This window comes from Streptomyces sp. NBC_00885 (genome assembly GCF_045207475.1).
GTDB lineage: Bacteria > Actinomycetota > Actinomycetes > Streptomycetales > Streptomycetaceae > Streptomyces.
The window spans coordinates 309,878-326,803 of the sequence record NZ_CP108796.1 but is presented as its reverse complement, the minus strand read 5'-3'; the positions used below and the strand labels follow the sequence as shown (position 1 = coordinate 326,803).

27 protein-coding genes are annotated in these 16,926 nt (G+C 66.3%); 17 read left to right on the top strand and 10 right to left on the bottom strand.

The annotated features are described in order from the left end of the window. Positions 1-65 precede the first annotated feature (65 nt). Positions 66-386, bottom strand: a complete 321-nt coding sequence (locus OHA61_RS01630) for a hypothetical protein (RefSeq protein ID WP_406307255.1) — start codon at positions 384-386, stop codon at positions 66-68. Between the two features lie 711 nt (positions 387-1,097). Here OHA61_RS01630 and OHA61_RS01625 point away from each other — a divergent pair. Continuing rightward, positions 1,098-1,268, top strand: coding sequence for a hydrophobic protein (locus OHA61_RS01625; protein ID WP_324984093.1), 171 nt, complete (start codon positions 1,098-1,100; stop codon positions 1,266-1,268). 151 nt (positions 1,269-1,419) lie between these two features. Here the strand turns inward: OHA61_RS01625 and OHA61_RS01620 are convergent, their stop codons facing one another. Continuing rightward, the gene (locus tag OHA61_RS01620) at positions 1,420-1,683 is read right to left on the bottom strand and encodes a DUF5133 domain-containing protein (protein ID WP_406301314.1); all 264 of its coding nucleotides are present in this window, start codon (positions 1,681-1,683) and stop codon (positions 1,420-1,422) included. A 159-nt stretch (positions 1,684-1,842) separates the two neighbouring features. Here OHA61_RS01620 and OHA61_RS01615 point away from each other — a divergent pair, with 159 nt between their 5' ends. The 14 genes from OHA61_RS01615 (at position 1,843) to OHA61_RS01550 (ending at position 10,138) form a co-directional block, all read left to right on the top strand. Beyond that, complete coding sequence (locus OHA61_RS01615) at positions 1,843-1,974, top strand: hypothetical protein (RefSeq protein WP_406301313.1); 132 nt, start codon at positions 1,843-1,845, stop codon at positions 1,972-1,974. A 685-nt stretch (positions 1,975-2,659) separates the two neighbouring features. Next, positions 2,660-3,154, top strand: coding sequence for a hypothetical protein (locus OHA61_RS01610; RefSeq protein WP_406301312.1), 495 nt, complete (start codon positions 2,660-2,662; stop codon positions 3,152-3,154). Positions 3,155-3,160: 6 nt separating this feature from the next. After that, positions 3,161-4,255, top strand: a complete 1,095-nt coding sequence (locus OHA61_RS01605) for an SRPBCC family protein (RefSeq protein WP_406301311.1) — start codon at positions 3,161-3,163, stop codon at positions 4,253-4,255. 6 nt (positions 4,256-4,261) lie between these two features. After that, the gene (gene gvpJ, locus OHA61_RS01600; RefSeq protein ID WP_406301310.1) at positions 4,262-4,699 is read left to right on the top strand and encodes a gas vesicle protein GvpJ; all 438 of its coding nucleotides are present in this window, start codon (positions 4,262-4,264) and stop codon (positions 4,697-4,699) included. Continuing rightward, positions 4,696-5,466: a GvpL/GvpF family gas vesicle protein gene (locus OHA61_RS01595; protein WP_406301309.1), complete on the top strand. Its 771-nt coding sequence runs from the start codon at positions 4,696-4,698 to the stop codon at positions 5,464-5,466. Before gvpJ ends, OHA61_RS01595 begins: the two co-directional genes overlap by 4 nt. 2 nt (positions 5,467-5,468) lie before the next feature. Continuing rightward, positions 5,469-5,720 (top strand): c-type cytochrome biogenesis protein CcmI, encoded by a 252-nt coding sequence (gene ccmI / locus OHA61_RS01590; protein WP_406277781.1) that lies wholly within the window; start codon positions 5,469-5,471, stop codon positions 5,718-5,720. 3 nt (positions 5,721-5,723) lie between these two features. Beyond that, positions 5,724-6,122: a gas vesicle protein GvpO gene (gene gvpO, locus OHA61_RS01585; RefSeq protein ID WP_406301308.1), complete on the top strand. Its 399-nt coding sequence runs from the start codon at positions 5,724-5,726 to the stop codon at positions 6,120-6,122. Then, the gene (locus OHA61_RS01580; RefSeq protein WP_389374286.1) at positions 6,119-6,514 is read left to right on the top strand and encodes a gas vesicle protein; all 396 of its coding nucleotides are present in this window, start codon (positions 6,119-6,121) and stop codon (positions 6,512-6,514) included. The genes gvpO and OHA61_RS01580 overlap by 4 nt, the downstream gene beginning before the upstream one ends. After that, a complete protein-coding gene (locus tag OHA61_RS01575) occupies positions 6,511-7,314 on the top strand; it encodes a GvpL/GvpF family gas vesicle protein (RefSeq protein WP_406301307.1) in 804 nt (267 codons plus the stop codon). Before OHA61_RS01580 ends, OHA61_RS01575 begins: the two co-directional genes overlap by 4 nt. A gap of 47 nt (positions 7,315-7,361) precedes the next feature. Next, entirely contained in the window at positions 7,362-7,580 is a 219-nt protein-coding gene (locus OHA61_RS01570; protein ID WP_361909934.1) for a gas vesicle protein, read from the top strand. A 74-nt stretch (positions 7,581-7,654) separates the two neighbouring features. Next, positions 7,655-7,915 (top strand): gas vesicle protein K, encoded by a 261-nt coding sequence (locus tag OHA61_RS01565; RefSeq protein ID WP_405605974.1) that lies wholly within the window; start codon positions 7,655-7,657, stop codon positions 7,913-7,915. A gap of 97 nt (positions 7,916-8,012) precedes the next feature. Further along, entirely contained in the window at positions 8,013-8,225 is a 213-nt protein-coding gene (locus OHA61_RS01560) for a CsbD family protein (RefSeq protein WP_406301306.1), read from the top strand. A 91-nt stretch (positions 8,226-8,316) separates the two neighbouring features. Next, complete coding sequence (locus OHA61_RS01555) at positions 8,317-8,775, top strand: SRPBCC family protein (protein WP_406301305.1); 459 nt, start codon at positions 8,317-8,319, stop codon at positions 8,773-8,775. A 178-nt stretch (positions 8,776-8,953) separates the two neighbouring features. Then, complete coding sequence (locus tag OHA61_RS01550) at positions 8,954-10,138, top strand: alcohol dehydrogenase catalytic domain-containing protein (RefSeq protein ID WP_406301304.1); 1,185 nt, start codon at positions 8,954-8,956, stop codon at positions 10,136-10,138. A 57-nt stretch (positions 10,139-10,195) separates the two neighbouring features. On the opposite strand, the gene OHA61_RS01545 is transcribed toward OHA61_RS01550, so the two are convergent. The 7 genes from OHA61_RS01545 to OHA61_RS01515 all read right to left on the bottom strand — a co-directional run bounded on the left by OHA61_RS01545 (position 10,196) and on the right by OHA61_RS01515 (position 14,836). After that, complete coding sequence (locus OHA61_RS01545) at positions 10,196-10,459, bottom strand: GlsB/YeaQ/YmgE family stress response membrane protein (RefSeq protein ID WP_406301303.1); 264 nt, start codon at positions 10,457-10,459, stop codon at positions 10,196-10,198. A gap of 64 nt (positions 10,460-10,523) precedes the next feature. Continuing rightward, entirely contained in the window at positions 10,524-12,083 is a 1,560-nt protein-coding gene (locus OHA61_RS01540; protein ID WP_406301302.1) for an FAD-dependent oxidoreductase, read from the bottom strand. 30 nt (positions 12,084-12,113) lie between these two features. Next, positions 12,114-12,380 (bottom strand): DUF4235 domain-containing protein, encoded by a 267-nt coding sequence (locus OHA61_RS01535; protein ID WP_361909884.1) that lies wholly within the window; start codon positions 12,378-12,380, stop codon positions 12,114-12,116. After that, on the bottom strand, positions 12,377-12,808 hold the full coding sequence (locus OHA61_RS01530; protein ID WP_406301301.1) for a DUF3618 domain-containing protein: 432 nt from the start codon (positions 12,806-12,808) through the stop codon (positions 12,377-12,379). The genes OHA61_RS01535 and OHA61_RS01530 overlap by 4 nt, the downstream gene beginning before the upstream one ends. Beyond that, positions 12,805-13,224: a phage holin family protein gene (locus tag OHA61_RS01525; RefSeq protein WP_406301300.1), complete on the bottom strand. Its 420-nt coding sequence runs from the start codon at positions 13,222-13,224 to the stop codon at positions 12,805-12,807. Before OHA61_RS01525 ends, OHA61_RS01530 begins: the two co-directional genes overlap by 4 nt. Before the next feature lie 6 nt (positions 13,225-13,230). Further along, entirely contained in the window at positions 13,231-14,397 is a 1,167-nt protein-coding gene (locus OHA61_RS01520) for a YihY/virulence factor BrkB family protein (RefSeq protein WP_406307254.1), read from the bottom strand. After that, positions 14,381-14,836: an STAS domain-containing protein gene (locus OHA61_RS01515; protein ID WP_406301299.1), complete on the bottom strand. Its 456-nt coding sequence runs from the start codon at positions 14,834-14,836 to the stop codon at positions 14,381-14,383. Before OHA61_RS01515 ends, OHA61_RS01520 begins: the two co-directional genes overlap by 17 nt. Before the next feature lie 201 nt (positions 14,837-15,037). On the opposite strand from OHA61_RS01515, the gene OHA61_RS01510 reads away from it, so the two are divergent. Next, entirely contained in the window at positions 15,038-15,427 is a 390-nt protein-coding gene (locus tag OHA61_RS01510) for a helix-turn-helix transcriptional regulator (RefSeq protein ID WP_406301298.1), read from the top strand. A gap of 23 nt (positions 15,428-15,450) precedes the next feature. Here OHA61_RS01510 and OHA61_RS01505 read toward each other — a convergent pair whose 3' ends face one another. Continuing rightward, complete coding sequence (locus OHA61_RS01505; protein WP_406301297.1) at positions 15,451-16,125, bottom strand: formylglycine-generating enzyme family protein; 675 nt, start codon at positions 16,123-16,125, stop codon at positions 15,451-15,453. Between the two features lie 502 nt (positions 16,126-16,627). Between OHA61_RS01505 and OHA61_RS01500 the strand changes: the two genes are divergently transcribed. Next, positions 16,628-16,810, top strand: a complete 183-nt coding sequence (locus OHA61_RS01500; RefSeq protein WP_406301296.1) for a DUF6381 family protein — start codon at positions 16,628-16,630, stop codon at positions 16,808-16,810. Positions 16,811-16,926 lie beyond the last annotated feature (116 nt).

The following is a 16,926-nucleotide window of genomic DNA, read 5'->3' as shown; positions in this document are numbered from 1 at the left end:
TGATGAAGTACGCCAGTCCGCCGAGCACCGTGATCAGGCAGAGCCAGAACAGGGTCCGCACAGCCTCAGCCGCCTTTCACCGTGCACTGGTACGGCTTGCCGGCCTCTGGGTGGCATCCGGCGGCCACGATCTTCCAGCCCTCGGCGAACTGCGACAGAAACAGCGTGTCGCCCTCCAGCTGGACGAGGGCCTGGCGGCCGTAGACATTCACCTTCCGGACGGCGCCGCCCTCCGGCAGCTGCTCTGCGGCGAGCGCCTCGGGGCATGTCTTTTGTTCGGACTCCTCCAGCTCACTGCGGGTGCTGGGCGCCAGCGCTCCGCAGGCCGCGCTCATATCGCCGGCGACGAGGTGCCGCTCAAAGGATTCGGATGCTTCAGAAAGCATCAGCGTCACGGGCACCGGTTCCACCGCAGCCGCCCAAGGTTGCCAGCGCGAGGACGGTCAGCGCGATGGTGGGAACGCATCGCACCACGGCATTCGACCCTCCCTCCGGCCCGACGCACTACAGGCTTGCCCCATTGTGAGCTCACCGCAGTGGTTTGACCCCTGGGAAACACCGGTGCGTCGCGCGATCAACAGGGCACACGGAGTGGCGGCACCGGTTCTCGGGTATCAGCTCATTCGTCCAGCGCGACCACACGTGGGGCCGGCCCGCCTGTGCGGCCGGGTCCCTGCCGCTTTCGCTAGTCCACGAACTTGAGCCTCTCGACGGCCCTCCCAACGCGGAAGACCGGCGTGATACGGATTTCCGCACCCTCCTTCAGCGTGAAAAAAGGGCGGGCTGCGGTGCTGCTTCGGATTCGTCCGATGTGGGCAGTGCGACAACAAGATCGTCGTGGCCCTCGGCGTGCAACGTCACATTCAGCAGCTCAAATTGGCGAGTATCCCCGGTTGGATGTTCAAGGGGCGTCATCAGACGAGCCATCTTTCGCTGCCGATGGGGCCGACGAACCAGAACGGAATCATGTCGAACCATCGGCGGGTGATTCTCGGATTCCCGGAGTGCTCGGAGTCAAACCGACTTTTCCGTGATGCGTAAGTCTGCATCTTCGGGGCACGTGCATGCCGAAGACCTGGAGATGAGGAGGTATCGCGATGGTCCCGCTGCTCTTGGTGCTCCTTCTGGTCCTGATTCTTTTCGGGGTCGGGTTCGCTGCGAAGGTTCTCTGGTGGATCGCGCTGGTCGTGCTGGTGGTCTGGCTGCTGGGGTTCCTTTTCCGGGGCCCGGTCGCCGGAGGCGGACGTTCGCGTTGGTACCGCTGGTAGACGAGGCATGTGACGGAGGCGGAACGGGGCCGCACGGACGGGGGCGTCGCCACCGGCGTGCCGTACGTCCGCAACGGGCGGGAGCAGCGCAGCGCCCCAGCGCCGCATGATCGCCGTCGCCGACCACCCATCAGGGCTCCGCGCCCGGTGCTCAACTGCGGGCGGGCTCCCGAACGATGTCCTCGCTGGTTGTTGCGGCGTGCTCTTTTCGGTCTCGTAGCGCCGCGAGGTGTCTCTCCGCCAGACGGGCCGCCTCCAGGGGGGTGCGCCGCCCCATCAGGACACACAGGGTGTAGGCGGCGTCCTGGAAGCGGGCCCTGCTTTCGGGGTCGGACGGGTCGCGGAGCATCCTGCTCTCCTGCAAACGGTATGACCTCAGAACGTCGGTGATCACCGTCTCGTTGGGCATCAGCATGGGTCTTCCTCAAGCGACGTGGGCCCACAGCGCGGTGCCCAAGACGGGTGCAACGAGGAGATGGGGCGCACCTGGGCACCAGGAAAAGCGCCCGCGCCGTGCAGCACCATTGTTCGCTGGAACCGGCGTTCGCGCTTGTTGGCGGATCAACCATCCGGAGTGCGCCAGGATGCGCAGTCCAGCGGGAGCAACAGGCGCCCGGCGAGCATCGTCTCTCTCGGCCACGAGGCCATCGAGCGCGACCCCGGCTCCGCCCTGGGCGACATCAGCCCGGCCGAACCCAACCAGTGAGAACCCTTGGGCTGACGGGTTTCGTCCCAGTCGCAAAGGGCACCCGTAGCTTGCGGCTGAGCGGCCGCGAAGGTGAGGGACCAGGGCACGGAGTCTGTGGACTCCGTGCCCGTCCTGTCAGAAATTCATGGCTGGCGCGCCGCCAAGAAGTCCCGTTTGCCTGGCGGCGCCTGGCACGCTCGCTCGCCGCTATGTCTCGCCGCGTTGTCGTCATTCGCCGACGCCCCGCGTGGGCTCCCTTGTGCCCAGCGATGATCAGGCGGCAGAGTCCCCCGCGCGCCAGCGCGGCATCCCGTTCCTCCTCTCAGCACCACGGGAGTTGGGGGACTGTCGACGTGTCCGCCGGCTCGCACTGGCGGAGCGGCAGTCTCCTCGTTGACCGCGACCGAGAAGCTCGGCAGCAGGCGGGTGTGTGTTGTTCTTGGGGGCGCTGGGCCATCGCCCGGGTTCCACTCGCGGAGCGCGCCGAGGGCATCGGTCAGCAGACTGGGCACCGCGCCACTCTTGCGTTGGGCGACCGACATTTCATGTTTGCCATACGGACATATGCCTCATACTTGTACATAATGACTGTCTCGGCGCCTGCTCATGGGGGAGTGGGGTCCTCAGGTACTCCACCCCGATCGGCGCGACGCCTCACCCGCAGGTGGCGGGACGAACCCCACCATTCGAGGCGGTTTGGATCATGAAGAATGGCCAGGTGGCCCTTGCCTTGACCGCCGGCTACGCCCTCGGACGCACACACAAGATGCGCTGGGCGCTCGCTCTTGCTGGCATAACGGCGGCCGGTAGAGGGATGGGCGCGGGCCGCCTCGCGGCAGGAGCGGCCAAGTCCCCGGAATTGTCACGGCTGACGCACGACGTGCGTGACCAATTGATGTCGGCGGGCCGGAAGGCCGTTGTGGCGACGGCGAGCAACCGGATCGACTCGCTGAGTGACCGGCTGCAATCCCGTGCTGAGTCACTTCGCACGAAACCCGAGGCGGAGGAGACCGAGGAAGACGAGGAGCCCGAGGAGATCGAGGAGACCGAAGACGAGGAAGACGCCGACGAGAGGGACATGGACGAGGAAGCGGAAGAGGAGCAGGCGCCCAAGAAGCGGGCTCCGGCGAAGAAGACCTCAAGCCGTGCGCCGCGAAAGAAGACCTCCAGTCGTTCATCGCAGCGGAGCGGGGAGTGATGACCAATGGCTGAGCGTTCGGACGAGAAGCGCGAGAGCGGACACGGGTCCCTGATGGAAGGTCTCCCTACGGACCGTTTGATACAGGAGCTCGAGAACCTCATTGCCGCGCTGGGTCAGCGGGCCTTGTCCGCTGTCACGGAAAAGGCGGGCGGGGGTGTCAAGCGCCTGGCCCATCCCGGCGGGGATGGCGACGGTTTGAAGGAAGCGGTGGCGGCGGGAGGCCGCCAGCTGGTGGAACACATACCTCTCAAGGCAGTTGCCGGCGCCGGATTGTCAAAGGTGAAGGACAAGGCGATAGAGGCGCTGCCCGGTGGTGGCGGTGGCGACAAGGACGGGGGCAAGAAGATCAAGGTCGTCAATATCGTCGAAGAGATCGACGTGGGTGTGCCCGTGTCGGTCGCGTACAACCAGTGGACCCAGTTCGAGGACTACCCGAGCTTCATGAAGAAGGTCGAGCGCGTCGAGCAGGAGTCCGAAACGGAACTCGAATGGAAGGCCCAGATCTTCTTCTCGCACCGCGAATGGCATTCGACCGTCATCGAGCAGGTGCCCGACGAGAAGATCGTCTGGCAGTCCAAGGCCGAGAAGGGCCATGTGGACGGTGCTGTGACCTTCCACGAGATCGCGCCGAACCTCACAAGGATCCTGATGGTCCTGCAGTACCACCCGCAGGGCTTTTTCGAGGGCACCGGCAACCTTTTCCGGGCCCAGGGGCGGCGGGTCCGTCTGGAGCTCAAGCACTTCCGGCGACAGGTCATGACCGAGGCCCTTCTCAACCCTGATGAGGTCAGGGGTTGGCGTGGCGAGGTCCGTGACGGCGAGGTCGTCCGCACCGACGAGGAAGTTCGCGAGGAGGAGGAAGAGCGCGAGGCAGCCGCAGAAGCCGAGGAAGAAGCCGAGTACGAGGACGAGTACGAAGACGAGGACCAGGGCCCCAGGCAGGAGGACGAGTACGAGGACGAGGAGGACGAGGAAGAAGACGAGGAAGCCGAGGAAGACGAAGAGGAAGAGCCGGAAGAGGAAGAGCCCGAAGAAGTCCCCGAGAAAAAGCCCGCCCCGTCTGCTCGTCGGCGGTCCAGCAGGGCGAAGTCGAGGTGAGGTGTGATGACCGTAGCCAGCCATGGCAGCCGCTATCTGGACCGGCCTTCGTCCAGCGGTCTCGTCGATGTGGTCGACCTCATCCTGGACAAGGGCCTGGTCATCGACATCTACGTCCGTGTCTCACTCGTGGGGATCGAGCTTCTGACGATCGACGCACGCATCGTCATCGCGAGTGTCGACACCTACCTGCGCTTCGCGGAAGCCGTGAACCGTCTCGACCTCGCTCGCGCCGGAACCGATCGCGGGCTGCCCGAGCTCGTGGACGACCTGCGGGAAGGCGGCGCGAAGCACAAGACCCGCGGTGCTCTCGAAGGCGTCAAGGAGAAGGTGAGTGAGACCTTCGGTAAAGACGAGGACGAGGAGGACCAGGAGGAGGAGCAGCCCGAGGAGCGGCCCCGTCGCAGGACCAGGCCCGAAGGCAGGAAGGAGCGGGAGCGGTGACCGCCTGCTATGTCTACGGCGTCGTCCCCGAGCCCACAGACCGCGCCCCCGAAATGGACCTGCCCGGGGTCGGCGACCCGGGAGCACAGGCCACGTTCGTACGACACCGGGGAATTGCAGCTGTCGTCAGCTCAGTCCCCACCGACCGCCCGCTGGGCACCCCGGAGGATCTGCACGCCCACGCACGCGTGCTGGACACCCTGGCCGCCTCGACCACCGCGGTCCTCCCCTTCCGCTTCGGCACCGTACTGCCGGATGTACGGACAGTGGTCGAGGAGTTGTTGGAAGAGGGCCGCGACGAGTTCGCCGAGATCCTGAAACGGCTGGACGGCCAGGCGCAGTTCACCCTCAGAGCCCGTTACGTACAGGACGCCGTGTTGCGCGAGGTGCTCGACGAGAATCCGGCGATTGCCCGACTGCGGGAAGAGGTGGCGGCGAAGGATGAGGACGCGAGCTACTACCAACGTATCGAGCTGGGCAAAGTCATCACCGACGCCATCGCCGACAAACGCCACACCGATACTGCCGAGATCCAACACCGTCTCGCTCCCTTCGCCGTCGCCACGGCCACTGCCGAACCGGCCGTCGCGGAGGGGGTGGTGAATGCCTCCTTCCTCGTTCCGCAGGAGAGGTGGGCCGCGTTCGAAAAGGCGGCCGAGGAACTCGCTGTCCAGTGGCACGGCCGGATCCAGTTGCGCCTGCTGGGCCCTCTCGCGCCCTACGACTTCGTGGACGAGGCGGCGAGCGAGATCGAGGAGGGCCGATAGCCATGGGACTTCTCAGCGGACTGGTCACCTGGCCGCTCGCGCCGATCCGCGGAGTGGTGTGGATCGCAGAGAGAGTCGAGGAGGTGGCAGAGCGCGAACTCAGCGACCCGGACGTCATCCGGCAGCGCCTGGAGGAAGTGGAGATCGCACGTGACGCCGGGGAGATCACAGATGAGGAAGCGGCCGAGCAAGAAGCAGAGCTGGTACGCCGACTCATGGCCTCGCGGTCCCCCGACGGAGGCATGGAGGTGTGAACCGTGCCCGGATCAGAACGCGCCGCGCCGGAGCCGAAGAGGCCTGCCCGGCCTAAGCGGGAGTCGGCGACAGACTCGTCCGAGCGCAGCTCGACCGATCGTCCGAAGCGCAAGACGACGAAGTCCTCATCCCCACACCGTCTCAGTGGCCGCCGGGCCGCCGCACGAGCCGCACAGCACGTCTCCGACCTCGCCGGTAAAGACCTCGAGGCCGTGACCTCTCTGGAGAAGACGGAGCAGGGCTGGCAAGTGGGCATCGAGGTCGTGGAATCGCATCGGATACCCGATTCCACCGACATCCTCGCCGTCTACCTCGTCGAGATGGACGATGCGGGAGAGCTGATCTCCTACCGCCGCGACAAGCGCCATTACCGGGGCAGGGCAGAGAAGAGCGACGCATGAGCCAGAGTTCGGGCTGGAGTCCCGCGAGCCGGCGGGGAGACCCCTCGCTCGTGCCCTCCCGGCCCGAACCGGCCAACCTGGCCGACATACTTGAGCGCGTCCTCGACAAGGGCATCGTCATCGCCGGTGACATCCGGATCAACCTGCTGGATATCGAGCTGCTCACCATAAAGATCCGTCTTCTGGTGGCATCCGTCGACCGTGCCCGCGAAATGGGCATCGACTGGTGGGAACACGATCCCACCCTTTCCTCCGGCCAACGTGACGTCATCGAGGAGAACCGCCGCCTGCGCCGCCGCATTGGTGAGCTGGAGGCAACAGACCGGGGCAGTGGGGCCGTTGAGGCCGATGAAGAGGCCGACCGGTCCGAGGACGAGGAGCAGGAGCGATGACCGAGTCCTGCGTCACCTGGCTCTATGCCATCGCATTCGACGTCCACCCAGTCACCGCAGTCAGACAAACGCCCGCGTTGACGGGGGTGGCCGGTGAGTCTGTGCATGTCGTCGAGGAGTCCGGGCTGCTCGGCATCGTCGGTTCGGTTCCGGTCAGCGACTTCGGCGAGGAGGAGCTGCGCGAACGCCTCCAGGACCTCGACTGGCTCGAAGCAGCTGCCCGTGCCCACCACAAGGTGATTTCCACGGTGGCTCGCGAGGGGAACATCATCCCTCTGCGTTTCGCGACGATCTACCACGACGACGATCGTGTGCGCTCTCTCCTGGCGGAGCGCCGGGCGGACTTCGCCTCGGCGCTGAACCGGGTGGCCGGACGGACGGAGTGGGGCATCAAGGCGTACGTCGACCCACGGACACTCGAAGGGCAGGAACCACACGATGCGAGCCCCGAGGAAGGCAGTAGCCCTGGCACGGCCTACCTCCTGCGTCGTCGAGCGCAGCGACAGGGGCAGGAGACCGTGCAACGGGCAGCTCAGGACCGGGCGGAGCAGATCCATGTCGCGCTCCAGGAACTCGCGGTGGAGTCGGCCCACCATCGCCCTCAGGACGCCCGCCTGGCTCAGTACGAGGGATCGATGATCCTCAACACCTCGTATCTTGTGCCGAACGCCCTCACTGACGAATTCGTCACTGCGGTGCAGGACATCCGGGGCCGCTTTCCCGATGTGCGGATCGAGCTCGTGGGCCCGTGGCCCGCCTACTCCTTCGCCGGTGACGACGTCGGGCCGGAGCGGGCGTGAGCGCCGTGACCGACCACCGGCAACCGCCCGTACGGCAGGAGTCCCAAGTGCCGTACGCCTTCGAGGGACAGCAGATCGCGTTGGTCGACCTGCTTGACCGGGTGCTGGCCGGAGGTGTGGTCATCGCCGGGGAGATCACCCTGAGCATCGCGGATGTCGACCTCGTCCGCATCTCGCTGCGCGCACTGGTCGCCTCCATCCGTCCCGGCATGGAGTACTCCCGTGCCACGGAGAGGGACGCACGTGCCTCGGAGCGGCCGCGATGAACCGTCGACGCGGCGAAGACCGCGGAGGCGGCACGCCGGGCAACGCGGCACGTCCATATCCCGAACGCGTCGAGATGGACCCCGAGTCGGTGGAGCGAGGGCTTGCCGGTCTGGTGCTGACCATCGTTGAACTGCTGCGCCAGTTGATGGAGCGGCAGGCATTGCGGCGCATCGAAGACGGAGGCCTCAGCGACGAGCAGATCGAACAGCTCGGGCTCACGTTGATGGCACTGGAGAAGCGCGTGGAGGAGTTGCGGGAGCACTTCGGCCTGTCACCGGACGATTTGAACATAGACCTCGGCCCGCTGGGTCCTCTGCTGCCTCCGGAGCCTTGAGCGCAACGCGAGAAGGAATGACGTTTGCGAGTTCGGGGGCGAGGTACCCGCACGGTATCCGAAAGAATCACTATTCGGTCGAGGAGAACTGATCCGCATGGCTGAGGGAAAGAAGATTCGCGGCAAGGCCCAGGAGACAGTGGGCAAGGCAAAGGAAGCGGCCGGACGCGCAACGGGCAAGGACGATCTTCGCCTCAAGGGCACCGGGGACCGCATCGAGGGCAAGGCACGTCAGGCGGCCGGAAAGACGGAGGACGTCGCGAAGGGTACGGCGGAGGAGGTCAAAGGAAAGGCCCGCAAGCACAAGTGAGCATCGTCCGCTGCGCGAAAGAGAATCAGGCCCTGATTCCACCCGGTGCCCTGCCCAATTAATGCGCATACACAACTAAGGAGGCCGGGAAATGAGCACGGTGAAGCAAGCGGTAGAGGTTGGCGTGCCCGTCCACACGGCCTACAACCAGTGGACGCAGTTTGAGGAGTTCCCGAGGTTCATGGAAGGGGTTGAGGAGGTCAGGCAGCTGGATGACCTGCACAACCACTGGACCACAGAGATTGGCGGTGTCCGGCGGGAGTTCGACACCGAGATCGTCGACCAGCTCCCCGATGAGCGCATCGCGTGGCGCACGATGAGCGGCGACACCAAGCAAAAGGGCATGGTCCGCTTCCAGAGCCTGGACGAGACGCACACGCGGGTGGAACTTGTGATGGACGTCGAAAGCACCGGAGTCGCTGAGAAGGGCGCGGACATGCTCGGCATGATTGACCGCCGCGTGAAAGGAGACATGCGGCGCTTCAAGGAGTACATCGAGCAGCGCGGCGGTGAATCCGGCTCGTGGCGTGGCCGCGTGACCCCGGGATGACGTGAAAGAGCGACCTCTGTTCGTACCGGTCGCGCGGGTTGGGGATGAGCAGGGCGGGCTCGCAGGCCCGCCCTAGCTCGGCCCTGCGCTCGTCAGTCACGTTCTCCCGCATCACGCGCAGCCGCCGCTGTTCTGCCCCGTACGGCAGCCGGCCCATCACTGTGACGAGGAGGACGGTATGCACGCGTTGACTTGGCACGGAAAGCGGGATGTGCGAGTGGACACCGTGCCGGATCCGGTGCTGAAGGAAGACGCGGACATCATCGTCAAGATCACATCCACCGGTATCTGCGGTTCGGACCTCCATCTGTACGAGGTGATGGGACCGTACCTCGATCCCGGCGACATCCTCGGACACGAGCCCATGGGCGTCGTCGAAGAGGTCGGCGTGGCGGTGGCCTCGCTCGCTGTCGGCGACCGGGTCGTTATCCCGTTCAACCTTTCATGCGGACACTGTTTTATGTGTGAACGAGGCCTGCAGTCCCAGTGCGAAACCACGCAGGTTCGCGAACGCGGCATGGGAGCCGCGCTGTTCGGCTACACCAAGCTGTACGGCCAAGTGCCGGGCGGGCAGGCCGAGTTTCTCAGGGTCCCCTTCGGTGACAGCCTGCCGATCAAGGTCCCGCACGGGCCGCCCGACGAGCGGTACGTCTACCTGTCCGACGTCCTGCCCACCGCCTGGCAGGCGGTGGAGTACGCGAACTTCCTGCCCGGCGGCACCGTCACTGTGCTGGGCCTCGGGCCGATCGGCGAGATGGCCGCCCGTATCGCCCTGCACCGGGGCGCGAGCATGGTCATCGGCGTCGACCTGGTGCCCGCCCGGCTGGCTCGGACCGCTGGCCGCGGTATCGACGTGATCGACGCGCGCAAGTACGGCAAGGATCTGGGCGACGCCATCCGCGAACTGACCAACGGGCGGGGAACGGACGCCGTGATCGACGCCGTCGGCATGGAGGCGCACGGTGCGCCGATCGCGAAGGCGGCCCAATGGATCACCGGCCTGCTGCCCGACGCTCTTGCCGCGCGATTGATGGAGCACGCCGGGGTGGACCGCCTGAACGCGCTCTACGGCGCGATCGATGTCGTACGCCGCGGGGGCACGATCTCGCTGGCCGGCGTTTACGGCGGCGCGGCCGATCCGCTGCCGATGCTGACGATGTTCGACAAGCAGATCCAGCTACGAATGGGACAGGCGAACGTCAAGCACTGGGCGGACGACATCATGCCGCTGCTCAACGACGAGGACGTGCTCGGAGTCGAGGGCTTCGCCACTCACACGATGCCGCTGGAGGACGGTCCAGAGGCGTACGAGATGTTCCAGCACAAGACGGACGGCATGATCAAGACCCTCCTGAAGCCGTGAGGCCAAAGACGACTCCGAGCGGAGACTGCGTGGGCCACCAGGCCTGGCCCGCTGCCTTCAGCGTCGGAGCTTGAACCGCTGGACTGCGGCGACACCAAGGGCGGCCAAGCCGATCTGGAAGAGCCACTCGACCCAGTCGACGCCCTCGGTGTCGGCGACATCGAAGGCTGAGGCGATGGCCGAGCCCACACAGGCGGCCACGATGCCTACCGCGATCGTCCAGAGGATGCCGATGCGCTGACGTCCCGGGACGACCAGCCTGCCGAGCACGCCAATGACGATACCGATCACAATCGCGCTAAAAATGCCCGAGATCTCCATGACTGTCCTTCAATGCAACTCTCCCACCCTTTGATCCTCGGATACCCCTTACGGGCGGGAACAGTCAGCCTCTGGTGTCCCGAACCTTTCTCGGCGGCGCATCAGTCTCGGCGTAAGCCTGCAAGGGACGCACCGCAGGTCCCTGCACCACGCTGCCGTCGGTGTCGAAGCGAGAGCCGTGGCAGGGACATTCCCAGGTCCGCTCGGCGTCGTTGAACTGCACCAGGCAGCCGAGGTGGGTGCACCGTGCCGACAGCGTGCGTAGTGCGCCGTCCTCCTCGCGGTAGACGGCCAGGTGCCGCGCTCCTCTGCGTACGACGGCGCCGCTGCCCCTCGGGAGGTCGGCGAGGCGGTCCGACGAGGGCGAGGAGAGCCGGTCACCGACGAAGTGCCGCGCAGTGTCGACCTGGCGCTCGGCCAAGGTGCGCCCTTCGCGCAACAGGTGAAGCCGCCGCGGGTCGTACAAAGGGGCCCAGGCCAGCTCATCACCCATGATCAGCGATGTGAGAAGTCGGCCCGCCATCACTCCACCGCTCAGCCCCCACCCGCCGAAACCGGTCGCGACATAGGTGTGGCGGGCGGCGGGATGGAGCAGCCCGACAAAGGGGACCCGGTCGGTGGTCCAGTTGTCCTGCGCAGCCCAGCGATGAACCGGCTCGGCGGCCGGGAAATGCTCCCGCATCCACGAGTTCAGGTGCGCATACCGCTCCCGCACCTGCCCGGCACCCGGTGTGAACTTCTCCCCGGTGACGATCAGCAGTCGACGTTCGGCGTCGTAGGGAGCAGTACGCACCGACCTCGTCCGCTGCTCCTGGGTGTGGTACATCCCCTGTGGGTCGAGTTCCATGGGAATCAGTCCCGTGACGACCAGTTCACGGCGTGAGGCCATCCGGGCGAACAGCAGGGCGCGGTCGAAGATCGGGTAGTGCGTGGCGACCACGACATCGCGAGCCGTGATGCGGACGCCTCTCGACGTGCTCAGCCGACAGGGAGAGCCCTCCTTCAGCCCGGTTATCCGGGTGCCTTCGACGATGCGGCCGCCGCGCTCGGTCAGATCGTCCACAAGTCCCGCCAGGAACTTGAGCGGATGGAACTGTGCCTGACCGCTGGCGCGGACCGCGCCGGACACGGGGAACGGGAGCCCCGTACCCGGCACGAACTCCGCAGCCAGACCCGCCTCCTCGGCCGCATCTGCCTCGGCACGTAGCTCGTCGAGCCCGCCCTCACGGGTGGCATAGCTGTAGGCGTCGCAACGCTCCCAATCACAGTCGATGCCCAACTCGGCGCTGACTCGGCCGACCTGTTCGACCGCCTGCAGTTGCGAGGCGGCGTACAGCTGGGCCGCGCGGGGCCCGAAGGCCGACCGGAGGTGTCCGTAGGTAAGTCCTTGGAGAGCGGACAGCTTTGCGGTGGTGTGCCCGGTGACGCCGGACCCGAGCCGATTCGCCTCCACCAGGATCACCGAACGCCCGGCACGCGCGATCTCCCACGCGGTGCAGAGCCCCGCCATTCCGCCGCCGATCACGGCGACGTCGGCTTCCTCGTCGTGCTCCGGCGGAGGATGGGCACCCTTCAACTCGGCTTCCAGCCAGTACGACGTGGGCAGACCCGGCAGCGTCGTCATGGGCTCGCCCTCCTTTTCTGCTGGAGCGGCTCAGCCGGGCCAGGTGCCGGTCAGGCGGTGCACGGCTGTGGCGCCGCCGCGGTCGACGGCCGCCTTGACCGCGGAGAAAATCGCACCCTGCAGGGTGGCGGCGAGCATGACTTCCCGCCAGTTGCGGTCTTGGTCGGTGGCATCAGGAGCGTCCTCGTCGTGACCCACCGCCTTCCACACTTGCTTGAAGACCGCGCCGGCCAGGGCACCGCTCAACGCACCGAGGGCCAGACCGACCGGCTTGTAGGCGACTTTGGACGCTTTCATGCGCTCTTCCTCCTGCGGCGGGCGAGGAGGATGACAGTCAGCACGGTTGCACCGGCGATGAGCAGCTTGCGATTGCCGCGCGCGACCTGTGCCGTCTGACCGGCCTTGTCACGCACCGGCTCCGGGGTGGTGTCCTGGAGCTTCGCTCCGAGGACCTGGGCCTTCTCCGTGAGCTGTTGCTTGGCGTGTGCGGCCTTCTCGCGTACAGGCTCGGGAGTCTTGTCGTGCGCCACGTGGAGGGCGTGTGCAGCCTTGTCCTGCACCTGAGTCTTGACCTTCGCCGCCTTTTGCTGCGCCTGGGCCTTGATGTCGGCCTTGGCGCTCAGCGCCTCGACCGTCTGGCCGAGCTCCAAGCGGGTCCCCTCCACCTGCTCGCGCAGTTCGTCAGCGGTGGGTACGGAGTCGTTGTTCTGCGACTTGTCCGTCATTGGTGTGCCCTCTCCTTGATCTCGGCGATGTCGCTCTTGACGCTGTCGATGGCTTGCTCGGGGGTCGGCGGGGCGGCCTTGCCAACCTGCTTCCTGCCCATGGCAGTGAGTGCACCGGCCGCCGCGAGCAGGACGACGGTCACGGTCAGTGCGGAGCCCCAGAGCGGCCAGATCAGGCCCAGGGCCACGATCGCGGTGGCGGCGAGAGCCTGCAGAGCGATGAGACCGACCGCGCCGGCTCCACCGAGCAGACCACCGCCGATCCCGAATCGTTTGCCCTTGTCCAGCATCTCCGCCTGCGCCAGGGCCAGTTCCTGCCGCGCCAATTGGGAGATCTGCGCGGATGCCTGCCTGACCAGCTCGCTCACGGACGCATCGGAATCCTGGCGCGGCGGCTGGGCCGGCGACCTGTCCATCGTGATTCATTCCTTTCGTTGCTCGGCGGGCGAGCCCACGTGCGGAGATCGGATGTCGCCCATCTCGTTGCGTTCCTCATCGGTCCACTTGCGGGTGTCCCGCGGCTCGACATAGGGCTCTTCGTGTTCGGGGAGGCCGCCGATGATCGCTCGTTCGCGGGCCAGTTCCGCATCGAATTCCAGGCCCAGCAGGATCGCGAGATTGGTCATCCAGAGCCAGACCAGAAAGATGATCACTCCGGCCAGGGCGCCGTATGTCCGGTTGTAGGAGCCGAAATTCGCGACGTACAGAGCAAAGCCGGCTGAGGCGATCATCCAGATCGCCAGGGCCAGGAAGCTACCCGGAGTGATCCACTTGAACCCGCGGCCCTTCGCGTTCGGCGACGCCCAGTAGAGGATCGCGATCATGCTGGTGACCAGCACCACCAGCACCGGCCACTTGGCAATCGACCACACGGTCAGGGCCGTATCCCCGATCCCGAGCGCCGTGCCGACCTGTCGAGCCAGACCTCCGGTGAATACCACGATCAATGCGCTGGCGCAGGCAATGATCATCAGCACCACGGTGAGGCTCAGTCGCACCGGCAGCACCTTCCAGGCCGGGCGGCCCTCCGGGATGTCGTAGACGGCGTTGGAGCTGCGGATGAACGCCGCCACATATCCGGACGCCGACCACAGCGCCAGCAGCAGACCGACGATCGCCAGCACAGAGCCCGTGCCACTGCTGCCCTGGAGTTGCTCGACCGCGTCCGTGATGACATCCCGTGCCGAGCCAGGGGTCATCTTCTTGATGTTGTCCAGAACGCTTTGGGTTGCCGATTCACTCACGATGCCGAGCACTGAGACCAGGACCAGCAGAGCAGGGAAGAGCGCCAGCACCCCGTAGTACGTCAGCGCCGCAGCCCGGTCAGCCAACTCGTCGTCCTTGAACTCGGCCACCGTCCGCTTCAGCACCGCCCACCACGACTTCTTCCCCATCGCCGTCGGTGTGTCCGGAGCGTCATGCTCCACCTGCGGATCCGGCCCCGGCCCCGGCCCGCTCACGTGCTGGGAATCTGCGCGACGGTGAGCACTCAGGCGCCCGCCATCTTGGTGGTGGTCTTCGTTGCGCTTGCCCTGCCACATTGGTGCCATCCCTTGCGGGTAACCATGAACTTCAATCCTGAACGGCATCTGCGTCATCGGAACCTTGACGCAGCAGTGCCGCGCTGATCCGTCGCAGGCCTGGGTGACTCCGTCCGCCCGACTCGGTCACGGCTCGCTCGTGACGAACAACGGCCGGCGGATCGCTGTCCGACTCGGCCTTGGCAGTGAGCAGGCCAAGGGTGCCGGTCAGCTCCAACAGCCTCCGCACGCAAGGGCTGGCGTCGATCACCGCCACCGTCTGACCCCGCGACCCTGCCCTGTACCAGGTGTCCATGAGGGCGCGAAGGCCGGAGCAGTCACAGAACGAGACCCTGGCAAGATCGATTTCGAGAGCGGCGGACGCGTGCAGGGTGCAGGTGAGCACCCGACCGAGGTCTGCGGCGCTGTCCAAATCGATTTCGCCGACCACGACCACTCGGGCGCGGTCACCAGCGGCCGCGGTCACGGTGAGGGCGAGGCGGCTCATGTCGGCCGAGTCGCCGGCGGGGCGCGAGGGGCGGGGACGAGGCTCCTCGAAGGCGCCTGAGGCGGAAGCCATGATCATCTCCCTAGAACGGGAAACACGTCTGACCTCATGCTGAGCCCGCACTCAAAGACACGTCAATAGATACCTGAATTTTATTTCAGGTAGTGCGAAGCCTGTATGAGGGAACGTACGATGGGGTGCATGGACGAAGCCTCTGCGCCCCGCACCACGTGGACGTTCCTGACCAGCCATGCGCGCGTGCTCTCGGCCATCTCGCGCGATCCGTGGATCCGGGTTCGCGATCTTGCCAGGACGCTCGGGCTGACCGAGCGGACCGTCCAGGCCGTGGTCTCCGACCTGGAATCGGCCGGATATCTGACGCACACGCGCGAAGGCCGCCGGAACAGGTACCACCTGATCGGGGGCAGATTCCGTCATCCCGCGGAGGAGCACCGGGACATTGCGCCACTCCTGGAAATCTTCGAAACCCCGGCGCCCGACGGCGGGCAGGGCAATGCCACGGCCCACGCGGTTCCGGAGAGCCGCAACCCCGACGCGGCAGGCCCGCACGACGAACCTCGTAACGCATAGCTGGGACAGCACGGCCGGCAACGTCAGCGCATGATGGAACGCGCGATGCGGAATCCCACGTCGTCGATCCGGAAGGTCGGGTGGCTGCGGCGCCGCACGGAGGCCCGGCAGCTCCAGCGCTCGTCGAACCACCCACCGCCACGCAGCACCCGATAGGTGCCGTAGACCTCGGGGTCGTAGAGGTCCCAGCACCACTCCCACACGTTGCCCAACATGTCGTACAGGCCCCACGCGTTGGGCTGTTTGCCGCCCACGTCGTGAATCCGCTCGTGTGAGTTGCCGCGGTGCCAAGCGATCTCGTCGAGCCGTCCGTATCGCGCGTCGGCCGTACCGGCACGACATGCGTGCTCCCACTCGGCCTCGGTCGGTAGCCGGTACCCGTCAGCGGATGCGTCCCACTCGATGCCGCCGGCGTCAGCATCGATGCGATATGCGGGCGCCAACCCCTCGCGGCGGGACAGGGCGTTGCAGAACCGGACCGCGTCCACCCACGAAACGCCCTCGACGGGCAACTGGTCGCCCTGCGCGGTGCTCGGCCGTTGGCCGGTGACTTGTGCGTACCGCTCCTGGGTGATCGGGAACGCCGCGAGCTGGTAGGGCGCAAGCTCCACCGACCAACTGCGTTGAGTTCGCCGGTCCGACAGCGTCACGTGCCCCGGCGGGATGACAATCATCGCGTTTCCTGCGCTCACGTCCATGGGCAGGCAACCTTACCGACGCCTGCCTCACCCATGCGTGATCCGCCGTATCGGCCTACCGTCAGAACATGAGCGAGATCTTCGTGATGTACGAGCTCGACCAGCCTCCCGCAGCACGATCGTTGGCCGGATCGTCACCGGCCGAGGAGCGTCCCGTCCTGCGCGTGCATGCTGCGAACGCCGCTCCCGGGTCTTCGACTACTCCTGGGCCACGAACCCTGTGCGGTCGGGACACGTTTGCGATGGGGACGGCCTCCTGGAAGCCGTCGGAGCATCCCGGTTCATCGTGGTACACACCGAAGTACGCCCAACTCGTGTGCGCCCAGTGCGATGCCGTGATGGAGGTCTGACGACCCATGGCTCCTCTGCGGGCTGAACGACGGTTGTGAATCCGTCGCGCGGAGTTCAGAGAAATGCAGGACGGCGACGGGCAGAGGCCCCACTCCCGGGGCGCGCATATTCTCGGAGTGGGAAGGCTCATCCCGATGGCCGAGGAGTGACCATGAGTGATTCCGGAAGTCATGTCCGTCAGCTGCGACAGGAGGCTGAGGGGCTGAAGCACGAGGCGGAGCGGGCGACCGATCCACAGGAGCGGCAGCGGCTCCAGGACAAGGCGGGCAGGCTGCTCGCGCAGAGCGAGCAGGAGAGCGCCATGGCCGCGGGGGACATCTACCCCCAGGAGTAGCTGAGCCACGAGGGCCGAGGCGCGGACAGCCACGCCTCGGCAGGTTGCGCCATGCAGCGCCGCGGCGGGCCACGGCGCTGTTGGCCGGCGCTCGTGCCCGCCACGGAGCCCCCAAC

What these genes read in the sequence shown, in the direction of transcription:
- OHA61_RS01605 (WP_406301311.1), top strand. Translation starts at nt 3,161, where the DNA reads ATGGCTGAGCGTTCGGACGAGAAGCGCGAGAGCGGACACGGGTCCCTG.
- OHA61_RS01625 (WP_324984093.1), top strand. Translation starts at nt 1,098, where the DNA reads ATGGTCCCGCTGCTCTTGGTGCTCCTTCTGGTCCTGATTCTTTTCGGG.
- OHA61_RS01500 (WP_406301296.1), top strand. Translation starts at nt 16,628, where the DNA reads ATGAGTGATTCCGGAAGTCATGTCCGTCAGCTGCGACAGGAGGCTGAG.
- OHA61_RS01505 (WP_406301297.1), bottom strand. Translation starts at nt 16,125, where the DNA reads ATGGACGTGAGCGCAGGAAACGCGATGATTGTCATCCCGCCGGGGCAC.
- OHA61_RS01530 (WP_406301301.1), bottom strand. Translation starts at nt 12,808, where the DNA reads ATGACGGACAAGTCGCAGAACAACGACTCCGTACCCACCGCTGACGAA.
- OHA61_RS01555 (WP_406301305.1), top strand. Translation starts at nt 8,317, where the DNA reads ATGAGCACGGTGAAGCAAGCGGTAGAGGTTGGCGTGCCCGTCCACACG.
- OHA61_RS01560 (WP_406301306.1), top strand. Translation starts at nt 8,013, where the DNA reads ATGGCTGAGGGAAAGAAGATTCGCGGCAAGGCCCAGGAGACAGTGGGC.
- ccmI (WP_406277781.1), top strand. Translation starts at nt 5,469, where the DNA reads ATGGGACTTCTCAGCGGACTGGTCACCTGGCCGCTCGCGCCGATCCGC.
- OHA61_RS01610 (WP_406301312.1), top strand. Translation starts at nt 2,660, where the DNA reads ATGAAGAATGGCCAGGTGGCCCTTGCCTTGACCGCCGGCTACGCCCTC.
- OHA61_RS01525 (WP_406301300.1), bottom strand. Translation starts at nt 13,224, where the DNA reads ATGGACAGGTCGCCGGCCCAGCCGCCGCGCCAGGATTCCGATGCGTCC.
- OHA61_RS01545 (WP_406301303.1), bottom strand. Translation starts at nt 10,459, where the DNA reads ATGGAGATCTCGGGCATTTTTAGCGCGATTGTGATCGGTATCGTCATT.
- OHA61_RS01520 (WP_406307254.1), bottom strand. Translation starts at nt 14,397, where the DNA reads ATGCCGTTCAGGATTGAAGTTCATGGTTACCCGCAAGGGATGGCACCA.
- OHA61_RS01620 (WP_406301314.1), bottom strand. Translation starts at nt 1,683, where the DNA reads ATGCTGATGCCCAACGAGACGGTGATCACCGACGTTCTGAGGTCATAC.
- OHA61_RS01630 (WP_406307255.1), bottom strand. Translation starts at nt 386, where the DNA reads ATGCTTTCTGAAGCATCCGAATCCTTTGAGCGGCACCTCGTCGCCGGC.
- OHA61_RS01535 (WP_361909884.1), bottom strand. Translation starts at nt 12,380, where the DNA reads ATGAAAGCGTCCAAAGTCGCCTACAAGCCGGTCGGTCTGGCCCTCGGT.
- OHA61_RS01565 (WP_405605974.1), top strand. Translation starts at nt 7,655, where the DNA reads ATGGACCCCGAGTCGGTGGAGCGAGGGCTTGCCGGTCTGGTGCTGACC.
- OHA61_RS01540 (WP_406301302.1), bottom strand. Translation starts at nt 12,083, where the DNA reads ATGACGACGCTGCCGGGTCTGCCCACGTCGTACTGGCTGGAAGCCGAG.
- OHA61_RS01580 (WP_389374286.1), top strand. Translation starts at nt 6,119, where the DNA reads ATGAGCCAGAGTTCGGGCTGGAGTCCCGCGAGCCGGCGGGGAGACCCC.
- OHA61_RS01510 (WP_406301298.1), top strand. Translation starts at nt 15,038, where the DNA reads ATGGACGAAGCCTCTGCGCCCCGCACCACGTGGACGTTCCTGACCAGC.
- OHA61_RS01550 (WP_406301304.1), top strand. Translation starts at nt 8,954, where the DNA reads ATGCACGCGTTGACTTGGCACGGAAAGCGGGATGTGCGAGTGGACACC.
- OHA61_RS01575 (WP_406301307.1), top strand. Translation starts at nt 6,511, where the DNA reads ATGACCGAGTCCTGCGTCACCTGGCTCTATGCCATCGCATTCGACGTC.
- gvpJ (WP_406301310.1), top strand. Translation starts at nt 4,262, where the DNA reads ATGACCGTAGCCAGCCATGGCAGCCGCTATCTGGACCGGCCTTCGTCC.
- OHA61_RS01515 (WP_406301299.1), bottom strand. Translation starts at nt 14,836, where the DNA reads ATGAGCCGCCTCGCCCTCACCGTGACCGCGGCCGCTGGTGACCGCGCC.